At 67.4% G+C, this 21,594-nt stretch carries 12 protein-coding genes; 4 read left to right on the top strand and 8 right to left on the bottom strand.

Translation table 11 applies throughout. The features are described 5' to 3' along the window. The first annotated feature begins 871 nt into the window (after positions 1-871). Entirely contained in the window at positions 872-3,211 is a 2,340-nt protein-coding gene (locus AC1DGP_RS32780; protein WP_441508703.1) for an autotransporter family protein, read from the top strand. Between the two features lie 587 nt (positions 3,212-3,798). Next, positions 3,799-4,059 (top strand): DUF7696 family protein, encoded by a 261-nt coding sequence (locus AC1DGP_RS32785; protein ID WP_441508704.1) that lies wholly within the window; start codon positions 3,799-3,801, stop codon positions 4,057-4,059. A gap of 130 nt (positions 4,060-4,189) precedes the next feature. On the opposite strand, the gene AC1DGP_RS32790 is transcribed toward AC1DGP_RS32785, so the two are convergent. Further along, positions 4,190-4,456 carry a hypothetical protein gene (locus tag AC1DGP_RS32790; protein ID WP_441508705.1) on the bottom strand — a complete coding sequence of 89 codons (267 nt, stop codon included), beginning with the start codon at positions 4,454-4,456 and terminating at the stop codon, positions 4,190-4,192. 159 nt (positions 4,457-4,615) lie between these two features. Between AC1DGP_RS32790 and AC1DGP_RS32795 the strand changes: the two genes are divergently transcribed. Continuing rightward, positions 4,616-4,903, top strand: a complete 288-nt coding sequence (locus AC1DGP_RS32795; protein ID WP_441508706.1) for a DUF6894 family protein — start codon at positions 4,616-4,618, stop codon at positions 4,901-4,903. Positions 4,904-5,114: 211 nt separating this feature from the next. On the opposite strand, the gene AC1DGP_RS32800 is transcribed toward AC1DGP_RS32795, so the two are convergent. Further along, positions 5,115-5,360 carry a DUF982 domain-containing protein gene (locus AC1DGP_RS32800; RefSeq protein ID WP_441508707.1) on the bottom strand — a complete coding sequence of 82 codons (246 nt, stop codon included), beginning with the start codon at positions 5,358-5,360 and terminating at the stop codon, positions 5,115-5,117. Between the two features lie 209 nt (positions 5,361-5,569). After that, entirely contained in the window at positions 5,570-7,414 is a 1,845-nt protein-coding gene (edd, locus tag AC1DGP_RS32805) for a phosphogluconate dehydratase (protein WP_441508708.1), read from the bottom strand. A gap of 23 nt (positions 7,415-7,437) precedes the next feature. Here edd and AC1DGP_RS32810 point away from each other — a divergent pair, with 23 nt between their 5' ends. Then, positions 7,438-7,770, top strand: coding sequence for a hypothetical protein (locus AC1DGP_RS32810; protein ID WP_441508709.1), 333 nt, complete (start codon positions 7,438-7,440; stop codon positions 7,768-7,770). Positions 7,771-7,931: 161 nt separating this feature from the next. Here AC1DGP_RS32810 and AC1DGP_RS32815 read toward each other — a convergent pair whose 3' ends face one another. From AC1DGP_RS32815 to AC1DGP_RS32835, 5 genes are all read right to left on the bottom strand, one after another. Continuing rightward, positions 7,932-15,368, bottom strand: a complete 7,437-nt coding sequence (locus AC1DGP_RS32815; protein WP_476833110.1) for an autotransporter-associated beta strand repeat-containing protein — start codon at positions 15,366-15,368, stop codon at positions 7,932-7,934. 772 nt (positions 15,369-16,140) lie between these two features. Beyond that, positions 16,141-17,220, bottom strand: a complete 1,080-nt coding sequence (locus AC1DGP_RS32820) for an SDR family oxidoreductase (RefSeq protein WP_441508711.1) — start codon at positions 17,218-17,220, stop codon at positions 16,141-16,143. A 1-nt stretch (position 17,221) separates the two neighbouring features. Continuing rightward, a complete protein-coding gene (locus AC1DGP_RS32825; protein WP_441508712.1) occupies positions 17,222-18,757 on the bottom strand; it encodes a class I adenylate-forming enzyme family protein in 1,536 nt (511 codons plus the stop codon). 22 nt (positions 18,758-18,779) lie between these two features. Further along, positions 18,780-20,534, bottom strand: coding sequence for an ABC transporter permease subunit (locus AC1DGP_RS32830; RefSeq protein WP_441508713.1), 1,755 nt, complete (start codon positions 20,532-20,534; stop codon positions 18,780-18,782). Beyond that, entirely contained in the window at positions 20,531-21,589 is a 1,059-nt protein-coding gene (locus AC1DGP_RS32835) for an ABC transporter ATP-binding protein (RefSeq protein ID WP_441508714.1), read from the bottom strand. Before AC1DGP_RS32835 ends, AC1DGP_RS32830 begins: the two co-directional genes overlap by 4 nt. Positions 21,590-21,594 lie beyond the last annotated feature (5 nt).

The raw sequence follows: 21,594 nt of genomic DNA on the forward strand, positions 1-21,594 counted from the left end.
GTTCTCCGACACGTAGTCGTCAAGATACTCGGGAAGCAGGACACCCTGCCGACGGTCTTCACTCTCAACGAAGCGCTTCATCTAAGCTCCCGGAGCATCACCTCCAGGAATCCTAGCCGACTCGGCTCTTTTCACACAGCCTCGGTGGATTGTTGACCTTCGCATGTGCTGCCGCATTGCCCCCCCATCACGCCACCACCAGACATTGGCGGGTTGCCTTGAAGCGGACGCGGGCAGATTGAAGCTCGGCGGCAGGTCGCGACGTATTCCCGACAATCGCAGTGCCCGCCTCAGGTGGACCAGTAATTGCGGCGACAATAAATTCCGGTCCGTGATATCAGCAGTATACGAACGGAAACCGCGGCGTTCGTGCAACAGGCCCTTGAATATTTGGGCCCGCATTCGCGCTCATCGCGCCGACGTAAACATTTTGTAGATGTCATTGGCGCTTTCTCTGATCACCACGTTACGCCGTAGCCAAATTCGATTCTGACTTCTGACTGAGCTCGCGTTGCGATCATCGACTGATCACGCCGCGGGCCACACGTAGGGGGCGGCCATGGATTGGGGGCGTGTGCTGCCGGACTCCGGCGCGAACGATCGAAGGCGTTGGCTTGTCGCGCGGTTTATGCGGCGCGCGGCGTTGCCGGCACGCAGTGTCAGATTTGGCTTATCGACGGCGCTGGCGACGATCGCGCTTCTCGCAGCATCGACGGTTTCGACACACGCCCAGACGCGCAACTGGACGGGACGGTTCACCTCCGATTGGTTCTTTAGTGGCAACTGGGATTCTACTTTTCCCAGGCGGACCGACGACGCAATCATCAACACTGTGACGCCGAATGGGACGGTGATCAGCAGCCCGGGCGCCGTGGCTAACAATCTGTCCGTCGGTGCAAACGGGACGGGTACGCTTACGATCCAGAACGGCGGGACATTGACCAATGAGCTCGGGACGATCGGGAATCTTTCCGGCGGGGTGGGCACGGTCATCGTGACCGGCCCGGGCTCCAGCTGGACGAATATTGACCCCCTGGTGGTCGGCGGCCTGGGGACCGGCACTCTCATCATTCAAGACGGCGGCACGGCTCAAGACGGTACTGCGGCGAGCAGCGCCGGAGGCTCGATTGGACAGTCTGCGGGCTCGACGGGCACGGTGACGGTGACCGGCCGGGGCTCCAGCTGGATCAACGGCCCACAGGGCGGGCTCAATATCGGGAGTTTCGGCACCGGCACACTCACGATTGCAAATGGCGGGACGGTCCTCGATATCACCCCCCTCGTCACCAATATCGGCAACGGTGCAGGGTCGCGCGGTACCGTGACCGTGACTGGTGCAGGCTCCTTCTGGAGCGACATTGCGGGGATCAGGATTGGCAATCTGGGCACTGGCGCGCTGACGATTGCGGATGGCGGCGTCGTCGCCGCGCCTTCTGTCGTGATCGCGGCGAATACCGGATCGACTGGCACACTCAACATCGGCGCGGGCGCGGGCAATCCGGCGGCGGCGCCCGGCACAGTGAGGGCCCCGAGCGTCGCTTTTGGCGTTGGCACCGGTACGGTCAACTTCAATCACACCTCCTCCGACTACGCGTTTGCGTCGGCGATCAGCGGCAATGGCACGGTCAATGTGCTTGCGGGCACGACCACGCTCACCGCTGCCAACAGCTATGGGGGCGCAACGAACGTCACCGGAGGCACGTTGCGGGCCGGTGGGCTGAACGCGCTCAGCCCAAACTCGGCCATGACGGTTGCAAGCGGCGGAACGCTCGATCTCAACGGTTTCAGCCACGTCATTCCGAGCGTCGCCAATGCGGGCCTCGTCAGTATGGGCACGGACACTGCGCCCGGCACACTCCTGACGACGCCGAGCTATACGGGAAGTGGCGGCACGATAGGGCTGAACACTGTCCTCGGAACTGACGGCTCGCCTTCCGATCGCCTCGTTATCAATGGCGGCTCGGCGACCGGCAATTCCCTCATCACCGTCACCAATGCTGGCGGGACCGGCGAATTGACGACAGGCAACGGCATCCAGGTGGTCAGCGCGGTGAATGGCGGAACCACCGACCCCGGTGCTTTCGCGCTCGGCGGCGTCGTCGCGGCTGGCGCCTACGAGTATCTCCTGTTCCAGGGTGGCGTTACGCCCGGCACCGAGAATGACTGGTTCCTGCGAAACCAGTTCCTCCCGACGCCCCCCGGCGTGACGCCCCCGGTCGGACCTGCGCCGCCCGGCGTGACGCCTCCCGGCAGTCCCATCCCTCTCTTCCGCCCCGAAGCGGCGCTTTACACGTTGTTGCCCGGTGTGGCGCGCCAGCTCGGCCTGGCGACGCTCGGGACCTTTCACGAGCGCCAGGGCGATCAGGCCCTGCTCCTCGGCTCGGGTGCGCTTCCGGGCGCCTGGGGCCGCGTCTTCGGTCGCCGTGCCGAAGAGCGTCGCTCAGGCCTGCTCTCGCCCGAGATGAAGGGCAATCTCGGCGGCTTCCAGGCCGGTCAGGATCTCTTCGGCTGGGATTATGATGGCCACCGCGACCGGCTTGGCCTGTTCCTCGGATTCGCCAGCGCCGATCTCGACGCCCGCGGCTTCGCTCTCGCCCAGCAGCGGGCGCTGGTCGGCAAGCTGACGATGGATGCAACCAGCCTCGGCGCCTACTGGACCCATATCGGTCCGTCACGCTGGTATGTCAACGCGGTGCTATTGGCCTCCTGGTTCGATGGCGATCCGCGCTCGACCCGCGGCATCGGGATGAGCGCCGACGGAGCTGGTCTCACCGGCTCGCTCGAGGCCGGCTATCCCATCCAGATCGGTGCCGGGTTGGCGCTCGAGCCGCAGGCGCAACTGATCTGGCAATCGGTCTCGTTCGGAACGGAGCGAGATCGCTTCTCCGCGGTCCGCTTTTCGCCCGACGATGCGCTGACCGGCCGAATCGGCGCGCGGCTCACCGGCGATTGGGCACTGGGCGGGATGACGCTGAAACCCTATCTCCTCGCCAATCTCTGGCGCACGTTTTCGGGCAGCGACACGGCAACCTTCAACGTCACGCCGATTGCAACCGGCTTCGGCTACAGCTCGCTCGAACTGGGCGGCGGCGTCGCGGCCCAGGTGATGCCGAACGTCGGTGTCTACGCGGCGGCGAGCTACACCAGCAATATCGGCGGCGACCATCGCCGCGGCATCAAGGGAAATCTCGGCCTGCGCGTCACCTGGTAGGCGCGGCGCCTGCCGACATTTCATACGCAGGTCATACGATTGGTTCCGAGCCGGGGCGGGACCTCGCGAGTCTGCCAAACCCGGCCGTCCTTACGCTGTCTTCAGTCACTTTACCTGCAAGCGGACCCTGCAGATGTCGGCAATGGGGCCAACCACGGGCACCAGACGCCGATCTTCACACGTCTCCAATGGGTCCGATTCCGGACGGCAGCGGCCCGCCGGCTCATTCTGAGATGGGTTCCGCGAGGACTGAGATGCGGTCGCTTCACCGGTGGGCGGCTTGGTCGCAAGCGTGGCGAGGCACGGCTCGATGCGGGGGAGCGGAGCGTCGACGAGGTAAGCCTGGCGCGGAACTTTACGCCGCGCAATGACGGCGCCTATTAGCGCCTCGGCGCCGGAACGGGATCGCAGAAAACGGTGCGCGCGCAGCAGCTTCGCCATCACGTCAGGAGAACGCCGGGCCCGGAGGAATCGTTCCTTGACGGAACCAGAGACCAGCCTCACGATTAAGCCCAAGCAGGATGCGGTGCCTGCGTCGATGAAGACATTGCGATCGACCGGCCTGGGGGCAACCCTGGAGGCTCACCGTGCCCGGCTCCTCCCCTCGCGTTGTCTGGTCCCATCTCTTCGGCCGAGAGGTTCTCTCGGATTCCGGGGAGTGGCGGCACGAATGCGAGGTGGAATACCTGCTCTCCCTGCCCGAGGCGAAGCGTGCCGAAATCCTGGACGGCGTCCCCGGCGCCCCTGACCGCGAAAGCCAAGGCATCAGGGGCATTCGCGGCGCGGCCGCCGTTGCCGCGCTGAAAGTTCAGATCGAGCGGCTTCGCCTCATCAAGACGAAGGGCTGACAGGGGGCCTCGCTGATCCGGCGGGAGCAGCGGGGCCCTTAGGCCGTGACGGCGCCGGATGTGGACGACGCCCCCACGCGATAGCGAACCCATCGCGAAGCGCCGAGTTCCGTGCAGCATCATCAATGTGTCAGGGTTTGTTCGGGATGACCGTCTGGCGTTCGAGAGCGTCAGCCATAGCGGTCTCATCGAACCGTAGTACAGCGAGTTTGGCCAGATCGATCGTTTCGCCCGCCGACCACAATCCGGCGACGATGTAGCCAAGGCGCTCACGCTGGCCGGCGGCCTTCAAAACGTCGAACGATCCTCGCGCATCGATCTCGCTCCAAGCCTTCTCGAACGCTGCCACAATCAGGGCGAGTTCTTCCGGTGTGGCCACGATGGAACGAAACGGCATCGCATTCTCCCCCGCTATGCTCACAGTTTAAAACATTTAAAAAGAACACAAGCGCGGAAAGCTGCGGCCCGAGCGGTCGTGCGCAACCGTGGTCATAATGCAACGAATTGAACGCGCGGAGGGCCGGGAACCAGCCGACGGTGGCGCGGTTGAGTCTGCATGGCTCAGTATTTTTTCGACATCGAGATCAACACCGAACTGGTGGCGGACGACGAAGGGATTGACCTGGAAGATCACGCGGCCGCGCGCCTTTCAGCACTTTCCAGCCTCGGCGACATCATCACAGAGCATATCCAGACCAGTGACAATCTTAGCGTCGAGATGAGAATCCGTTACGCCGATGGGACCCCTATTTTCGCGGCGAAACTGACCCTCGGCAGTCAGTGGCTAACGCCAGTTCCCCCCTCACAGCTCCGGAATTCCATCACCCGGCCAAGTGACGAGTGAGAGGGGCGCAACTGCTGTTGACCGCTTATAGCGGGTCGCCCATTTTTCCCGCAGCCGTCGACAACCGCCCCAAAATCGGCCCGCCTCCCTGTGGAGCAGCGGGCCAGTGTTCATGTGAGGTACAGAGCTAAACGCTCGTAGACGCGAGAGTTTCCCGCGGCCTCCATTGGATCCGCTTCGTGGGGCAGCCAGCTCCGCCGACGCAGCCTGACTACCCGATAAGGCGGCCACACTCCCGCGCTGCCTCCTCGAACGTCTCCCGAGCATGACCAACAGTCCCGGCGCCGTTGAGCACTGCGGTGCAGGCGCGCACAGCGTCCTGCCACTTCGGGCCCGCACCTATCGCTTTCCAGGCAAGCAAGAACTCTGCAGCTCGTTCGACATGGGTGACCGAATAGGTCACTTCAGGCCGGTCGGCTTGAACGACAACGGGTGGGGTGAACCAGTGCATCGGCATGGCACATTCCCGTGCTCCTCACTACCAGAACGCAAAGGGCGGCCGGCAGTTCCCTGAGGAGACGGCGGGCAAAGTGTTCAGGGGCAGCGACGCCAGCGCCCTGCCCCGCTCAAGCATCGGCCCGAAAACTGGATTGCGGTTTTCGGGACAGCCGACGCAAAGACAAAGAGTTAGCTCATCAAACCGGACATGCTCTCCGGTCCGACGGTCTACACCCCCGAAAAGATCGTCGCCCCGGTATCGGCTGTTCCCACGGCGGCGCGAAACGACGCGAACAGGTCGCGCCCGACGCCCCAATGCGAGGCTTCGAGATCGGCCTCGGCCGGCGTGCGCGCGGCCCATTCCCCAGCATCGACCAGCACGGTCAGCGTTCCCGCCACCGCGTCGACCCGGATCAGGTCGCCCTCGCGGATCCGCGCGATCGGCCCGCCTTCGACGGCTTCAGGCGTGACATGGATGGCGGCGGGGACCTTGCCGGAGGCGCCCGACAGCCGCCCGTCGGTGACCAGCGCCACCTTGAACCCGCGGTCCTGCAGCACGCCGAGCGGCGGCATCAGCTTGTGCAGTTCGGGCATGCCATTGGCCCGCGGCCCCTGGAAACGCACCACCGCGACGAGGTCGCCCGTGAGCGCGCCGGCCTTGAAGGCGGCCTGCAGGGCCTCCTGGCTGTGGAAGATCCGGGCCGGGGCCTCGATGACATGGCGCTCCCTGGCAATGGCCGAGGTCTTGATCACGGCCCGGCCCAGATCGCCGGTCAGAACCGTGAGCCCGCCGGTCGGCTGGAACGGGGCTTTGGTGCCGCGCAGCACCGTCTCGTCCCCGCTGCTTTCGGCGCCGTCGCGCCAGGTCAGCGCACCGTCGGCACCGAGCGCGGGCTCCTGGACATAGGCATCGAGCCCGCTGCCCCAGACCGTCTCGACATCGCGATGCAGCAGCCCTGCCCCGAGCAATTCGCGAATGACGAAGCCCATGCCGCCGGCGGCGTGGAAGTGGTTCACGTCGGCCTTGCCGTTTGGATAGATCCGGGTCAGCAGCGGCGTCGTCTGGGCGAGGTCGGAGAAATCGTCCCAGCTCAGCTGGATGCCCGCCGCCGCCGCCATCGCGACGAGATGCATGGTGTGGTTGGTCGAGCCGCCGGTGGCATGCAGGCCGACCACGCCATTGACGAAGGCGCGCTCGTCCAGCATCCGCCCGACCGGAATATAGTCGTTGCCGAGCGCGGTGATCGCCATCGCCCGCTCGGTCGCCGCCCGGGTCAGGGCATCGCGCAGCGGCGTGTTGGGATTGACGAAGGAGGCGCCCGGCAGGTGCAGCCCCATGATCTCCATCACCATCTGGTTGGTGTTGGCGGTGCCGTAGAAGGTGCAGGTGCCGGGGCCGTGATAGGATTGCGCCTCCGCCTCGAGCAGGGCCTCGCGGCCGACCTTGCCCTCGGCGAAAAGCTGGCGCGCCTTCGCCTTGTCGTCATTGGAGAGGCCCGACGTCATCGGGCCAGCCGGAATGAACACCGCCGGCAGGTGGCCGAAGGACAGCGCACCGATGATCAGGCCAGGGACGATCTTGTCGCAGATGCCGAGAAACACGGCCGCATCGAAGCTCTGGTGCGACAGCGCAACCGCGGTCGACAGCGCAATGACGTCGCGCGAGAACAGCGACAGCTCCATGCCGGCCTCGCCCTGGGTAATGCCGTCGCACATGGCGGGCACGCCGCCGGCGACCTGCGCGACCCCGCCTGCCGCCCGCGCCGTGGCGCGGATCAGCTCGGGGAAGCGCTCATAGGGCTGATGCGCCGAGAGCATGTCGTTATAGGCGGTGACGATGGCGAGATTGGCGCCCGCGCCGGAGCGCAGCATCGCCTTGTCGTGTGGCGCACAGGCGGCAAAGCCATGCGCCTGGTTGGCGCAGCCGAGCCGCTGGCGGCGCGGTCCGGCCTCGGCGGCTGCGGCCAGCCGGTCGAGATAGCGCTGGCGCGTGTCGCGGGAGCGCCGGACAATGCGCTCCGTCACCTCGCCGAGGCGGGAATCGAGGCTCGGGTTGCTGGCTTGGCCGGTCATCGGGACCTCCTGACTCGGTATGAATGGGCGACGAACACGGCATGGTCAGGGCATTCGCGTTCTCATGCGTCGCCCGCCGCCAGAGCATGTTGCAAAAAGATGGCCATCCCGACATCGGCGCCATGCCCGAGCTTGATCGCTGCTGCTCGCGCTCTCTTCCGCTGGAGATGGCGAGCCGGGCCACCCTGATCGCGCGCAGCGCAAAGACCATCCTCGTCTCGCAAGTCACCCCCGCCCAGGGAACTGCTCCTCGACGCCGTGCGGGCGATGCTGCGGATCATTCCCATGATGAGGTGTTGGGGGTCCAGGTCGAGGCGCTGCCGGGCGGCTTCCTCGCTCGCAGCATCTTCGGTTGAGACACGCTGGACTGGTCACTCGGTCGCCTCGGCCGAAAAGGGCGGCAGATGGCCTCCAGATGCTGGCGACAGAAACCGCTGGCGCTTGCCGACCGCAAGCGCCCTCCCCGACCGACCCGATCAACGCGCCGGAAGACGCGATCAGCTCCGAACGGGCCAGCTCAGAAGCTGACCCTGATCTGAGCCTGGCCACCGAGGCGGTTGGTGCGGCCGGAGAGTTCGCCGTCGAGGCGGGCGCCGAGCGTGACGGAGGGGCTGAGCTTGAGGTCGAGCCCGGCGGCGAGCAGCGCGCTGTTGCGCGCGGGCCTGGCCCCCTCGACCGCGAAGCCCGAACCGGTCAGCCCGGCGATCGAGGCGGAGAGACCGGCATCGCGCTGGAAGTAATGCGCCCAGCTCGCCCGCAGATAGCCGGCGACCGGCAGCCCGTTCAAGCTATTGGCATAATCGAGCTGCAGGCCAAGCTCGCTGCGCGAGGTGATGTCGTTGCGCTTCGCCGCGTTGAGCGCGCCGGCATTGGCGCCGGCCCAGTTCGCCTCGGTCAGGGCCGGGCTGCGCGCCTGGATCGCCTGCAGCGCCGCCAGCGGCGAGAGTGTCAGGCCGTTCCAGTCCAGCACTGCGGCGCTCGCCTGCAGCCGGCCGCTCCAGGCGGTGGTGGCATAGGACGAGGACAATGCGCTGCCGAGCACCGGGATGCTGCGCTTGATCTCGTTCTCGAGCCGGCCATAGCCGAAAGCGGCGGCAAGATTGACCGGCCCGAGCCGGGTCGTGCCGTAGAGGCCGGCCTGGAAGACATCGGCCTCGGCCTTGCCGAGACCGCCGGCAAGCGAGGACCGGGCGCTGCCGCCCGAGACCGCAAAGCCCGCAACCGTGCCGGGCATGATCCTGAAATCGGCGCCGACGGCGAGATGCGCATCGTCCAGATCGCGCTTGGCCGAGCCGGTTCGGGCCGAGCCATCGCTGCGGCCGACCGAGCCGAAGGCCGCGCCCCAGACGGTATAGGCCGGGCTGTCGAGCCGCGCTGCCGGGGCCGGCAGATCAGCACCCTTGCGGACGAGGCCGGAGAAGGTGGCTTCGCCGGGAGCGGGTCCCGCGCTGCCACGGCCCGCCGCGAAGGGATCGAGCATCGCGCGCAGGAACTGGTCGGCGGCCGAGACCGCCATCGCCGGGGCTGCGGTATGGGCCTCACCGGTAAGCTGGTTCACTGCACCGGGGATCGCTGCGGCCGGCAGGTTGTAGAGGCCGAACAGCGCCGACGGATCGGCCCCGCCCGCCACCGCCCTGTCGATTCCGGCGGCCACCGCATAGGCATTCGCCGGGCGCCCGACGCTTAGCCGCGAGCTTGCGTTCGGCGCAGCGGTACCGGAGTTTGGCGTCACCGGGTCGACGATGGGAGCGAGTGGCTTTGGTGCCAGGGTGAGTTGCACGTCGCTGGCGGTGTAGGCGACGCTGGTGGTGACACCGTCGCCGAAGCTGCCGGCCGTATCGACCGTGCCGAAGGTGCCGCTGCGGCCACCCGCAGCCGAGAGCAGCGTGTAAGGGGTCGAGAATGCGTAGGCGCCGCCGAGCGGCACGATCCGCAAGGTGCCGGCAAGCGCAGCCGCGCCGGTGACGTTGACGCGGTCCGAGACCGCACCCTGGATCTCGGCAATGTAGGTCGATCCGGCGCCGAGGGTGAGATTGCCGTTCACCGTGATGGTTCCCGGCGAGTTGCCGGGCGAGATCGTGCCATTGACCACCGTCGAGGGCAGCTGCCCCGATCCGGCGATGGTCCCGCCCGCATCGACCGTCAGGCCGGAGGACGAGACGATGGAGCCGTTCACCACGAGCGTGCCGCGCGTGACGAAGGTCGCGCCGGTATAGTCGCTCGTCCCGGACAAGGTCGTCTTCCCGAGGAAATCCTGCCGCATATCGCCCGCGCCGGAGAGCTTGCCGGCAAAGTTAGCGCCGCTGTTGTCGCTGGTCGTCAGCGTCTGGCCGGCGGCGAGCGTGACGATCGCGCCGGCATCGCCGACGAGAGCACCGATCGTCTCGCTCTGGGCGACGTCGAGCGTCGCGCCGCTGGCGATCCTGACGAGCCCGCTGTCGCTGATCGCGGCGCCGCCCGTCACCGTCAGCGTACCGGCGCTGATCGTCGTCGTACCGGTATAGGTGTTGATACCCGACAGGGTGAAAGTGCCCGTTCCGGTCTTGGTCAGCCCGCCGCTGCCGGAGATCGCGCCGGAGAAGGTGGTTGAAGCGCCGTTCGAGCCCGTGGTCAGCGTCCCGGAGCCGAGCGCAACCGAACCGGCGCCGGCAAGCGAACCGAGGCTTTGATTGAAACCGGCGAGGTCGAGGACCGCGCTCCCGCCGACACTGAAGGCCGAGCCGGAGGCGAAGGCGCCAGCTGCGCCGGCGCGCAGGGTTCCGTTCGAGACGAGGGTTGCGCCGGTGTAGTTCGTCGAACCGGAGAGGCTGAAGGCGCCGCTGCCGGTCTTGGTCAGGCCGCCGCTGCCTGACATGCTGCCGGAGAAGGTGGTGCTCTGGCCGTCCGAACCCAGCGTCAGCGTGCCGGCTCCCAACGCCACGGTGCCGGCTCCGGCCAGCGAGCCGATGCCCTGGTTGAAGCCGGCAAGATCGAGCGTTGCGCCTGCATCGACGGTGAAGGCCGAGGCCGCCGAGAAAGCGCCAACCGCGCCGGCCTGGAGCGTGCCGGCCTGAACCAGCGTCGCGCCGGCATGCGTGCTGGTGCCGGAGAGCAGGAGCGTTCCGGCCCCGAGCTTGCTGAGGCTGCCGGCCCCGGAGAGCACGCCCGCCAGTTGCAGCTCGGTGCCGGTTGCCACGTCGATTCCGCCCGCGCCAGTCAACGTCACATGGCGCGACGTGCTGAAGCTCGCCGTGGTCGCAAGCGTACCGCCACTGAAGGTCAGCCCGCCCGCAGTACTGCCCAGATTGGCGTCTGACGACACCGCGAGCGTGCCTGCATTGATCGTGGTCCCGCCCGTATAGCTGTTGGTGCCTGAGAGCACGAGCGTGCCCGCGCCGACCTTGGTAAAGCTCGTGGCGACACCGTCGACCAGGTTGGAGGCGATCGTGGTGGTGGCGCCGGCCGCAACGTTGATCGTGCTGCCGCCGGCGACCCCGAAGCTCAGGGCGCCGCCGCTGAGCGCATAGCCGTTGCTGTTGAACTGCAGCGTGTCGAAGCTCTGCGTGCCCGACACCGTGACCGCGCCGCCGGTGCCCTGGAACACGCCGACAGAGCCGAACCAGGGCGTGTTGAGATCTGCCTGGCCGGGTTGGCCGGTCCAGTTCGTATTGCCGGCGTTCCAGGTGCCGGCACCGCCATCGACGCTGCCGTTGCCTGCAACATCGCTGCCATCCCAGAACTGCATGGTCTGGCCCGAGCCGATGACCACCAGATTGACCTGCGTCGCCGCATTCGAGGGCGCGCTGTAGACCGTGCCGGTCGCGCCCACGACCGAAGGCGCGCTCAGCGCCAGCGTGCCGAAGCTGCCGCTGATCGTGCCGCCGCCGGTGACGTCGAACAGACGATAATAGCCGGCCGAGGCGACATTGGCGGTCAGCGTGCCGCCGAGCGTCAGGTTGCCGGCCGCGCCGCTGCCGTTGACCACGATGTAATCGTTCGTAGCGCCGCCGACCACGCCCGGCGTATTAAGCTCGAACACGGTGTTCGAGCCGCTGCCGAGCGTCAGCGAACCGACCGTCAGCGTGCCCGGCGAGTTGCCGGCCGAGAGCGTGCCGCCGGAAGCGACCGTCACCGCCCCGGCGATCGTGCCCGAGCCTCCGAGCGTCGCGCCCGTGCCGACCGTAACCGCGGCGGACTCGAGCGAGCCATTCACCAGCAGCTTGCCGCCGTTGACCTGGGTCGCGCCGGTATAGGTGTTCGTGCCTGACAGCGTCATGGTACCGTTGCCGGTCTTGATGAGGCTGATCGCACCGGAACCGGCCATCGCGCCGGAATAGGTCGTGCTGGTGTTGTCGCTGCCGACCGTCAACTGGCGCGCACCAACCGTCACGTTGCCGGCTCCCGCCAGCGAGCCGATCGTCTCGTCATGATTGGCGATACGGAACGACGCCCCCGTGGCCACGGTCACCGCACTGAGATCACCGATGCCAGCACCCGCGCCGCTGACGAGCAACTCGCCCTCCATTACGCTGGTGGCGCCGCTATACGTGCTCAGGCCCGTGAGGGTCAGCGTGCTGGAGCCCCGCTTGGTCAGCGCACCCGTACCGCTGATGGCGCCGGAAAACGTGGCGGCGCTCCCCTGATTGAAGGCCAAAGTACCACTATTGGCCACGTTGGTGGCCGTGGGGATCGACCCCGACGCGCCGTCGCCGACCTGCAGCGTGCCCTGGGTGATGACCGTCGTGCCGCCATAGGTGCTGGCGCMGGTCAGAACAAGCGTGCCGGTGCCGCGYTGTTCGAGGCCGCCGGTGCCGGAGATGGTTCCAACGAACGTGACGACATCGGAGCGGTCGAACGCCACGGTACCGGCGGGATTTGAGGGGAAATTGGTCTGGATATCGCCCAATACCGAACCGGAGGTGGCCCCATTGCCGATGATCAGGGTCGCGCCGGTGACGAAGCTGCCGCCCGTATAGGTGTTCGCGCCCGTCAGGGTCAGGCTGCCGCCGCCACCGACGCCCAGTTGCCCGCTGCCGGACATGACGCCGGCATAGGTGCCCGCATTGGATCGGAAGAACATCACGCCCTCCGCACCCCCCGTCGGCGCGTTGTTGACGATATCCCCGGCGATCGATCCCGTGGTCGTACCGAAGCCGACATAGAGCGTGCCGGCTGAAACGGTGGTCAGGCCGGTATAGGTGTTGTTGGCAGTGAGCTGAAGCGAGCCCGTGCCCGTCTTGGTCAATGTGCCGGTGCCCGACACGGCTCCGGACAGCACGAGCCCGGCACCGGCCCCGGTCGCGTTGACGACCAGAGCGCCGGAATTGTCGATCGCGCCGCTCAAGGTGGTGTTCGCGCCGACATTCATCTGCAGCGTACCAGCCGAGATCGTCGTCGCGCCGCTGTAGCTATTGAGGCCGGACAGGGTCAGCGTGCTGGCGCCGAGCTTCGTCAACGAGCCCGTTCCCGTGATATTGCCGGAAAACGCCAGGTCGCTGCTGGGACTGAAGACCAGCGCGCCGCTATTGGCGACGCTGCCGAGGATCGAGCCGGTGCCAGTGATCTGCAGCGTGCCTGCCGTGATGCTGGTGTTGCCGGTGTAGGTATTGGCGCCGCCGAGCGCCAGCGTGCCGGCCCCGGTCTTGTCGAGCCCGGCGCTGCCGGCGATGACCGACTGGATCGTTGCGGTCGCACCCGAGGCGACCTCGACGATCGGCTTGGCGGCACTGAGGCTGGCCAGGGTCAGCGTGCCGCCACCGATCGTGTAGCCATCGGTGAGGAAATGCATCGGATAGGCTGTGACGCCGGCCCCATCCACGGTCACCGTGCCGGGCGTGCCCTGGAAGAAGGCCTCGTAGCCACCCCAGGCCTTTGCGGTCGTGCCGGCGGCATTGGTCCAGTTGGTCGTGGTGGCATTCCAGGTGCCGCTGCCGCCATTGACCGTGCCGTTCGGCGTGGTCAGTGCGCCGTTCCAGTAGCCGGTATTGGCCGCGACCAGGAGATTGACCTGGAATGCCGTCGAGGTGGTGTCGATGTCATAGGTGAATTGGATCGGAGCGGTGCCGATGACCATCGTATTGTTGGTCAGCCCGCCAACGACGTTGAACAGGCGATAGGTGCCGGTCGCGAGCGTATTGCTGGAATTGTCGATGTTCAGCGTGCCGTCGAGCACCAGGCCGTTGTTGCCGACCGTCACCAGCCCGGTATTGTTCCCGGCCCGGGTGACGGTCATATTGAGGCTGGAGTTGGCGGAAAAGGCGAGTCCGTCGAGCGCTGCGGCGCTGGTGGTCGTGGTGGTCGCCAGGGTCCCGCCATTGGCGATGGTCACTTGGCCATGGACGCGGCTCAACGCCGCGACGGCGAGCGCCGAGCCGCTCGCGACGGAGACGTTACCAGTCACCTCCGCAAGGCTGGCCATGGCCAGCGTGCCCTGTTGCACGCCCCAGTTGCTGGACCCGGTGTAGATGTTGTTCAGGGTCCAGGTCGAGGTGCCGGTCTTGGAGAAGGCCGAAAAGCCGTTGAAGCTGGTGGCGCTGGTGCCGATGCGGCTCAGATCGAATGCGGCATTGGTCGCGCCGCCGAGGACGAGCGTGCCGCCGGTCCCGTTCACCTTGGCGCCGCCGCTGAGGACGTAGCCGGCCCGTAATTCCAGCGTGTTGTTGTTGCCGTTGAACTGGACGGATGGGGCGAGCGTGCCGCCGCTGCCGCCGCCGGTGATCGTGCCGCTGGTGATGACGAGGTTGTTGTCACCAGAGACGAGCACACCGGCTGTGCCGGCTGTGTTGGCCCTGCCGCCGGTGATGGAACCGGCATTATTCAGGGTGTTGTAATGTCCGGTGATGGAGACGCCCGCGCCGCCGTTGTCCGGCCCGGACGTTGCAAAGAGCAAGTCACGGTTGGCACCGGCGATCGTGCCCCCAGCGTTATTGGTCAGGACGGTGCCGTTGGCGAGCGATGTGCCGCTGCCGCTCAGGATGACGCCGGCGCCGCTGGCGCCGCCCGGCGAGACATTCGAGTCGATGTCGTAGCCGCCTGCGCTGCCGCGGATCGTCCCGCTGTTGCTGACCGTCCCGCTCGCCCCCGAGATGACCAGTCCGGCGCCGCCCGCGCCCCCCGCACCACTGCCGGTGAAGGAATTGATCGTGTTGAGAAGTCCGCCGGTGCCGCCGCGCACCGTGCCGGTGTTGATGAATGAAGCCGAGTCCCCCGAAAGCAGGACGCCGATGCCGCCCGCGCCGCCCACGCCATTGGTGGCTCCAGACCCGAGAAAGCCGAGGAAACCGGCATCGCCGCCGGCGCCGCCGGTGATGGTGCCGCTGTTCGAGATTTGCAGACTGGTGCTCGCCGAGGCGACGCCCGCGCCGCCCGCGCCGCCATTGCCGAGATTGCCGCTGAAAGAGGAATTCGCGCTCCCGCCGGCGCCGCCGACGCCGCCGGTCACGGCGCCGCTGGTGGTTACCACCAGCGATGTGCCGTTGAGGACGAGGGCCGCACCGCCGCCGCCGCCGCCGCCGAGGCCGCCATCGCCGCCGCTGCCTGCCGCCCCAGTCCCGCCGATCGCGCCGCCGCCGCCGGACCCACCCGACCCGCCGGTTGACCCACCGCCTGGCCCGCCCGTTCCGCCGGCCGTGCCGCTGCCGCTGCCGCCAGCGGAACCGAACGCATTTTCACCACCACCCGCACCGCCAGCGGCGCCTGTCACCGTCACGGTGAGGCTGTTGGACGTGGTGAGCTGCAACCCGGTGCCGCCGCCGCCACCGCCGCCGCCGCCCGTGTCCGCGAAGCCTGTACTGGCCGCGCCGCCAGATCCATTGGGCGGGAGCGTCTGGCTCAGGGCGGGCGAGATCGTCAGAACGCTTCCGGCTGCCGTCATCGCAAGCAGCAGGACCGGCGCAAGGCAGGATGAGGCCAGCAGGGCACGACGACGCTGCGCGATGCGATTGCCCGCCTGGCTCAGGACAACAAGGCAGTCCACTCGCGAAGCACCGCGAATGGCCACGTGATCGACTTGTTCGCGTCTCACCCGAATCCCCCAGATCCCGGATTCGGCCAGACGGCGCAGCGCCGCAGGGAGAATCAGCGCCAGACTAGCAGGCCTCCGCCCGAGCACTGTCAGCCCGCGCTCGCAAACCCTTGATTCTGTGATTTGTTTTGGGCGTGTTGCCGCAAGGTAACAACCGGGAAGACCGGCCGGATGTGCCGACACGGCGCCAGACGCGTCGCGCCTCGACAGGATCGTTTCGCCGGAGAAGCCGCAACAGCCCCCGCTCCGGCCGGCATCGAAAGCCACTGGAAATGGGCCAGGCCCGCTTTCCTCATCCTGTCGCCAACCGGAGCGCCTAACGGCCGACGCTGCTCATCTGGTGCTGACGTAGCTGAAGCAGTCCCGCGGTTCGTCGCTGATATTCGGATGAACGGTCCAAAGCCTGAGCAGCGCTTCGCGCTGGAGTCCCGGCTTCTCCATCAACCGCCATCACCGTCTCGCAGCCCCCCACTGACGGAGCTGCGCTTCAACGCCATGCGGGGAATGCTGCGGATCATTCCCATGATGAGGTGTTGGGGGTCCAGGTCGAGGCGGTGCCGGGCGGACCTGGCGCGTCGGCGCCCCGGGCAAGGCGCGGCGGCGCGCGATCCCCGATCGAGGCAGGCTCGATCACGCTGCGTTTGGACGAGATCGGCCGAACGCAGAAAACTGGATCAACTCCAGTAGCTTAGAGAATTTCGTTGCCCCATTTCCGCAGCATGTTCTAGACCTGCATTAGGGCGGAGCGCAGCTGAAGCAGGTCCTCGCAAACCGTTTCCAGCTCCCGGACCGGGAAGCCCTTGCGAAGCGCCGGAACATGGTCGGCGAGCCTGTCGCCGAGGATGCCGGTGAAGCTGACATGGCCTTGCGGCGAGACGACGAGACCGTTCTCCTCCTCGAATGAGGCGTTCCAGGCAATCGCCTCGGCTTTGGCGACAGCGCTGGGAAGGTCGAGTTCGAGCGCCCCGTCGCTCAGCCGCACGGGATAGCCGCCCGGCAGCCCGTTCGGGCCGGGCACATGGCCGCGCCACGGCCTGCCGGCCGCCATGGCGAGCACCATGGGAACGCCGCTCGCCCCCGAGATTTCGATGACCGGCTCGGGGGTGAGTTGGATATCGGCGAAACGCCCGTAGACATCCGCGACCTCGGCGCCGTCGAGCCAGACGCGTGGCGCCCGCCCGCCGCGTTCCTCGGGCCGGCGGCGCCAGGCGGCCAGATTCTGGTAGTGCGCGAGGACCTTGAGATCGACCCCCGGTGGCGTGGCGGCCGAGCCGCCGAAGACGTTGGAGAGGATCGCGACATTGCCCATGCCGCAGGCGACGGCGTGGCCGAGCGCGACGATGATGCCGTTGACGACATCGGGAAAGCTGCAATTGACCAGCGTGACCGGCTTGCCGCGGGCGGTGATGGCGGCTGCGACGCGCGCGCTGATCAGGGCCTGGAAGACGGCGGTCGCGCTCAGGCCGCCTTCGGCGACGAGCTGCGTCCAGGCGTTGCCGCTCTGGGCGATGACCTGCGATGTCTGGATCGAGGCCGCCTGCACGACGATGCGGGGGTCCGTCGCCGCGAGCAGCGCGTCCGAGGCATCGGGCGCCAGGAGATCGATGGCGTGCGTCCGAAAGCGCGCCTTCTTGCCAAACAGCGCGGCACGGGCATTCGCGGCGGTGCGCAGCCAGTTCAGCCGCTCGCGATTGCGCCCGGCGATGATGACCTCGACAGCTTCGTCGGCCGTCGCGGCGATGTCGAAGGCGATGCGCGCGGCGAAGCCGCCGGTGCCCGAGATCAGGATATCGCAGCCGGCCATGTCAGTGTCTCATCGCGGTGGCACCCCGGTCCCAGCAGTCGTCGAGCCGGGGCGAGAGCTTGTGCTTCATGATGCGCTGGCTCGCCGTGCGTTCGAACTCGTCGACGACGGCGATGTAGCGCGGGTTCTGGTAAGGGGCGAGGCGCTTGCCGAGCCAGTTGGACAGCGCCTGGAGATCGATGACCTTGCCGTCGCGCGGCTTGACGAAGAGCTTGATGTCCTGCTCGCCGACATCCGCCGCCACGCCGATCATCGCGCAATCCTCGACCGCCTCATGCTCGGCGGCGACATGCTCGACCTCCCAGGCCGAGACGTTCTCGCCCCTGCAGCGCACGCTGTCCGTCATCCGGCCGTGGAAATAGAGGTTGCCGTCGGCATCGAACGAACCGAGGTCCCCGGTATGGAAACCGTCCTCGCGCAACGCCTTCGCCGTCGCCTCGGGATTGTCGAGATAGCCGGGAAAGATCGCGCCTTGGATGCTGGTCTCGATCACGATCTCGCCGCGCTCGCCGGTCGCCACCGGCCTGCCCTCCCCGTCCAGCAGCTTCACCGTGAACCAGGGCATCGGCCGGCCGACCGAGCCGGGCACGCCGGCGACGTTGCAGGTCGTCAGGCTCGAGGCCTCGGTCATGCCGTAGCACTCGCGGATCCCGATGCCGAAGCGGTCGCGGAATTGCGGCCAGATCTCGGGCGGGCAACCGCCGCCCCAGGCGATCCGCACGCCATGCTCGCGATCGAGCGGCGAAGGCGGCTGCTTGAGCAGGATCTGCAGGATGCCGCCGAGATAGTGGATATGGCTCGCGCCCTCCTCACGGACCTGGGCCCAGAAGCGGCTGGCGCTGAAGCGCTCGACCATGGCGAGCGTGATGCCGCGGATCATCGGCAGCGGCAGGAGCTGCGCACCGCCGATATGGTAGAGCGGCTCCCAGACGAAGAAGACCTCGCCCGGCCTTGCGTCGGACAGGCGGCCGACGCTTTCCGCCGCCAGCCGCAGCATGCGATGCGAGACGACCACGCCCTTCGGCCGTCCCGTCGTCCCGGATGTGTACATGATGGCAAAGACGGCATCGGCGGAGGGCGCCGGCTCGTCGAAGCGTTCGTTGCGGGCCAGGACGGCGTCGAGTTCGCCACCGGGCTCATGCAGGAGCTGCGGCAGCGCCGCTTCCGAGGCCATCGCCTCGGCGATCTGCGGCGCAAGCTCGGCATCGGCGACGACGAGGCGCGGCTGCGAATGCGTCAGCAGATAGCGCAGCCCCTCGCCGCGTTGCTGGGCATTGACCGGCACCCATGCGGCACCGGCCCTGGCCAGGCCGAAGACCACGGCGATCGTGGCGATCGAGTTGCGCATCATCACGGCGACCCGGTCGCCGGGCTTGATGCCGCGCGCCCTGAGATGCACCGCGAAGGCGGCGGAGCGCTGCTCGATCCCGGCATAGCTCACCGGCTCGCCGCAGAAGCGCGCATAGACAAGGTCCGGCTCGGCCGCGGCGCGCGCGGTCAGAAGGCCTACAAAGCCGTCATCATCGAAGGAGGTCATGCTCGGTCGCTGGTTCGGTCGATCAGGAAGGGGAGCGGAAGCGTTCCGCGATGAGCAGCATCGTCGTCACCACGATGAAGACGACCACGGAGACCGCTGCCAGCGTCGGGTTGAGCTGCAGGATCATGTCGTCCCACATCTGCTTCGGCAGCGTCGTCTTGACCCCGCCCGAGACGAAGATCGCGATGGTCAGCTCGTCGAAGGAGGTGATGAAGGCGAAGAGGAAGGCGGCGACGAGACCACCCTTCACCAGCGGGATGGTGACGCCGGTCAGGGTGCGCAGCCGGTTGGCGCCGAGCGTCGCGGCCGCCTGGTCGAGGCGCTGGTCATAGGTCTTGAGCACGGCGGCGATGGTGACCAGCGTGAAGGGGATCGCCAGCACGGTATGGCCGATGACGAGGCCGAGATCGGTCGCGATCAATCCCAGCCGCGCAAAGAGATAGAACAGCCCGACCGCGACGACGATGCGCGGCACGATCATCGGCGCGAGGAAGAGCGCGAAGATCAGCCCGCCCCAGCGCGTGCGGCTGTTAGCCAGCGCCAGAGCCGCGAAGCCGCCGATCGCGGTCGCCGCGAGCGCGGTGACGAAGGCAACCGCGAAGGAGCGGATCGTCGCCTGGATCCAGAGCGGCGAACTGAAATAGGTCTGGAACCAGCTCAGGCCATAACCGGGCGGCGGAAACTCGAGGAACTGCGACGAGGTGAAGGCGAGCGGGATGACGAGCAGCGTCGGCAGCACCAGAAAGGCGATGACGAGCCAGCAGAAGCCGGGCAGCAGCCCGGCACAGACGCGCTTGCCGAGCAGGGTTTGCGCCAGCCTGGCGAGATGGCCCGACAGGGTGGCGACGGCCGAGAGGATCGCGAGGCCGAGGTCGCGGATGCGCCCCGTGCTGACCTGGGCCGAACCGCCGGCGATGGTTGAGAGCCCGAAGAGCCGATCGTAGATCAGGCAGGAGACCAGGGCCGCCACCAGCATCATCGCCGACAATGCCCCGGCGAAGGACCAGTTCAGCAGCTCCTGCACCTGCGTGATGATGAGCTGCGCGAGCATCGTCTCCTGCCGCCCGCCGAGGAAGGCCGGCACGATGAAGAAGCCGAGCGAGGAAATGAAGACGAGCAGGCCAGCCGCGGCCACGCCCGGCAGCGAGAGCTTGAAATAGACCAGCCAGAAGGCGCGCGCCGGCGCGGCCCCGAGCGTCTGCGCCGCCTGGACGAGGCGCCGGTCGATTCCGGCCATCACCGGGAGCATGGTCATCACCGCCAGCGGCACCATGGCGTGCACCATGCCGACCATGACGCCGAACTGGTTGTGCAGCAGGGGCAAGGGCTCGTCGACGATGCCGGAGCCGGTCACCAGCGAATTGATGATGCCGTTGCGCCCGAGCACGATCATCCAGGCGAAGGTCTTGACGAGATAGCTCGTCCAGAACGGCACCATGACGAAGAGCAGCATGCGGCCGCGAAACATGTTCGGCAGGCGCGCGATCCAGTAGGCGAGCGGGTATCCGATCAGCAGCGACCACAGCGCCGTCCAGCCGGCGATGCGGAAGGTGATGCCGAGCACGCGCAGATAGACATCCGTCGCGGCGATCCGCTGATAGGCGCCGGCCGAGAAGGCCCCGCTCTCCGGATCGACGATGCTCAGGCCGAGCAGTTGCGCAACCGGATAGACGAAGAACACGGCCAGGAACAACAGGCCGGGTACCGCCAGCCAGAGCGCACTGAGGCGCAGCCTGGCCGGGCGCGCGGGCGCGCTGCTGAGGGTCACCGCACTCATGCGACCAGTACCGCCTTGTCGCGCGCCCAGCCGGCGACGATCCTCTCGTCGATCCCGGGCACCACGTCGTCGGGCCCCAGGCGCAGCACGAGCGGGCTGCCGTCGTCGAGCGCGGCGATGACGCGGGTCTCGGAGCCCGCATAGACCACCTCGCGGACGCAGCCGTTCACGGCGTTGCCGTCCTGGGCGCCGAGATGCAGGTTTTCCGGGCGGATGACGAGGGCGGCGTCCTGGCTCTGGCAGCGCGCGCCGCTCGGCAGGGCGAAGCGCCCATGCACCGTCTCGATCGTGCCATTGCCGTCCCAGCGGCCGCGGAAGATGTTGGAGATGCCGATGAAATCGGCCGCGAACGCCGTGCGCGGGCGCTCGTAGATGTCGCGCGGCGTGCCGAGCTGCTCGATCTTCGCATGGTTCATCAGGCAGATGCGATCGGACATCGCGAGCGCCTCTTCCTGATCATGCGTGACATAGACGATGGTGGCGCCGCTCTCGCGGTGCAGCCGCTTGATCTCGATCTGCATGTGCTCGCGCAGCTTCTTGTCGAGTGCGCCGAGAGGTTCGTCCATCAGGATGATCGAGGGTTGGTAGACGAAGCAGCGCGCCAGCGCGACGCGCTGCTGCTGGCCGCCGGACAATTCGCGCGGGAACCGCCCGGCGAGATGGCCGAGATGCACCATGTCCAGCGTCGCCGCGACACGGCTTGCGACCTCCGCGCTCGCGCATCCCCGCATCTTCAGCGGAAAGGCGATGTTCTCGGCCACGGTCAGGTGCGGGAACAGCGCATAATGCTGGAAAACGAGCCCGATATCACGCTGGTGAACCGGCGTGGCCGACTGGTCGCGGCCGTCGATCACCACCCGCCCCTCGCTCGCCTCGACCAGCCCGCAGATGAGCTGCAGCAGGGTGGTCTTGCCGGAGCCCGAAGGCCCCAGCAAGGTGAGGAACTCGCCCTCGGCGACGCTGAGCGAACTCGGCTCGAGGGCGGTGGTCGCGCCGTAGCGCTTGCACAGGCCCTCGACGACGAGCTTGGCCGTCTTCGGTTGGGTCGCGGTCATGCCTG

Source organism: Allobosea sp. 05T433, from assembly GCF_056396065.1.

Bases quoted from the DNA above. Each gene is read 5' to 3' on its own strand.
- edd (WP_441508708.1), bottom strand. From the start codon at position 7,414: ATGACCGGCCAAGCCAGCAACCCGAGCCTCGATTCCCGCCTCGGCGAG.
- AC1DGP_RS32810 (WP_441508709.1), top strand. From the start codon at position 7,438: ATGGGCGACGAACACGGCATGGTCAGGGCATTCGCGTTCTCATGCGTC.
- AC1DGP_RS32800 (WP_441508707.1), bottom strand. From the start codon at position 5,360: ATGCCGATGCACTGGTTCACCCCACCCGTTGTCGTTCAAGCCGACCGG.
- AC1DGP_RS32835 (WP_441508714.1), bottom strand. From the start codon at position 21,589: ATGACCGCGACCCAACCGAAGACGGCCAAGCTCGTCGTCGAGGGCCTG.
- AC1DGP_RS32795 (WP_441508706.1), top strand. From the start codon at position 4,616: ATGGCTCAGTATTTTTTCGACATCGAGATCAACACCGAACTGGTGGCG.
- AC1DGP_RS32825 (WP_441508712.1), bottom strand. From the start codon at position 18,757: ATGACCTCCTTCGATGATGACGGCTTTGTAGGCCTTCTGACCGCGCGC.
- AC1DGP_RS32830 (WP_441508713.1), bottom strand. From the start codon at position 20,534: ATGAGTGCGGTGACCCTCAGCAGCGCGCCCGCGCGCCCGGCCAGGCTG.
- AC1DGP_RS32790 (WP_441508705.1), bottom strand. From the start codon at position 4,456: ATGCCGTTTCGTTCCATCGTGGCCACACCGGAAGAACTCGCCCTGATT.
- AC1DGP_RS32820 (WP_441508711.1), bottom strand. From the start codon at position 17,220: ATGGCCGGCTGCGATATCCTGATCTCGGGCACCGGCGGCTTCGCCGCG.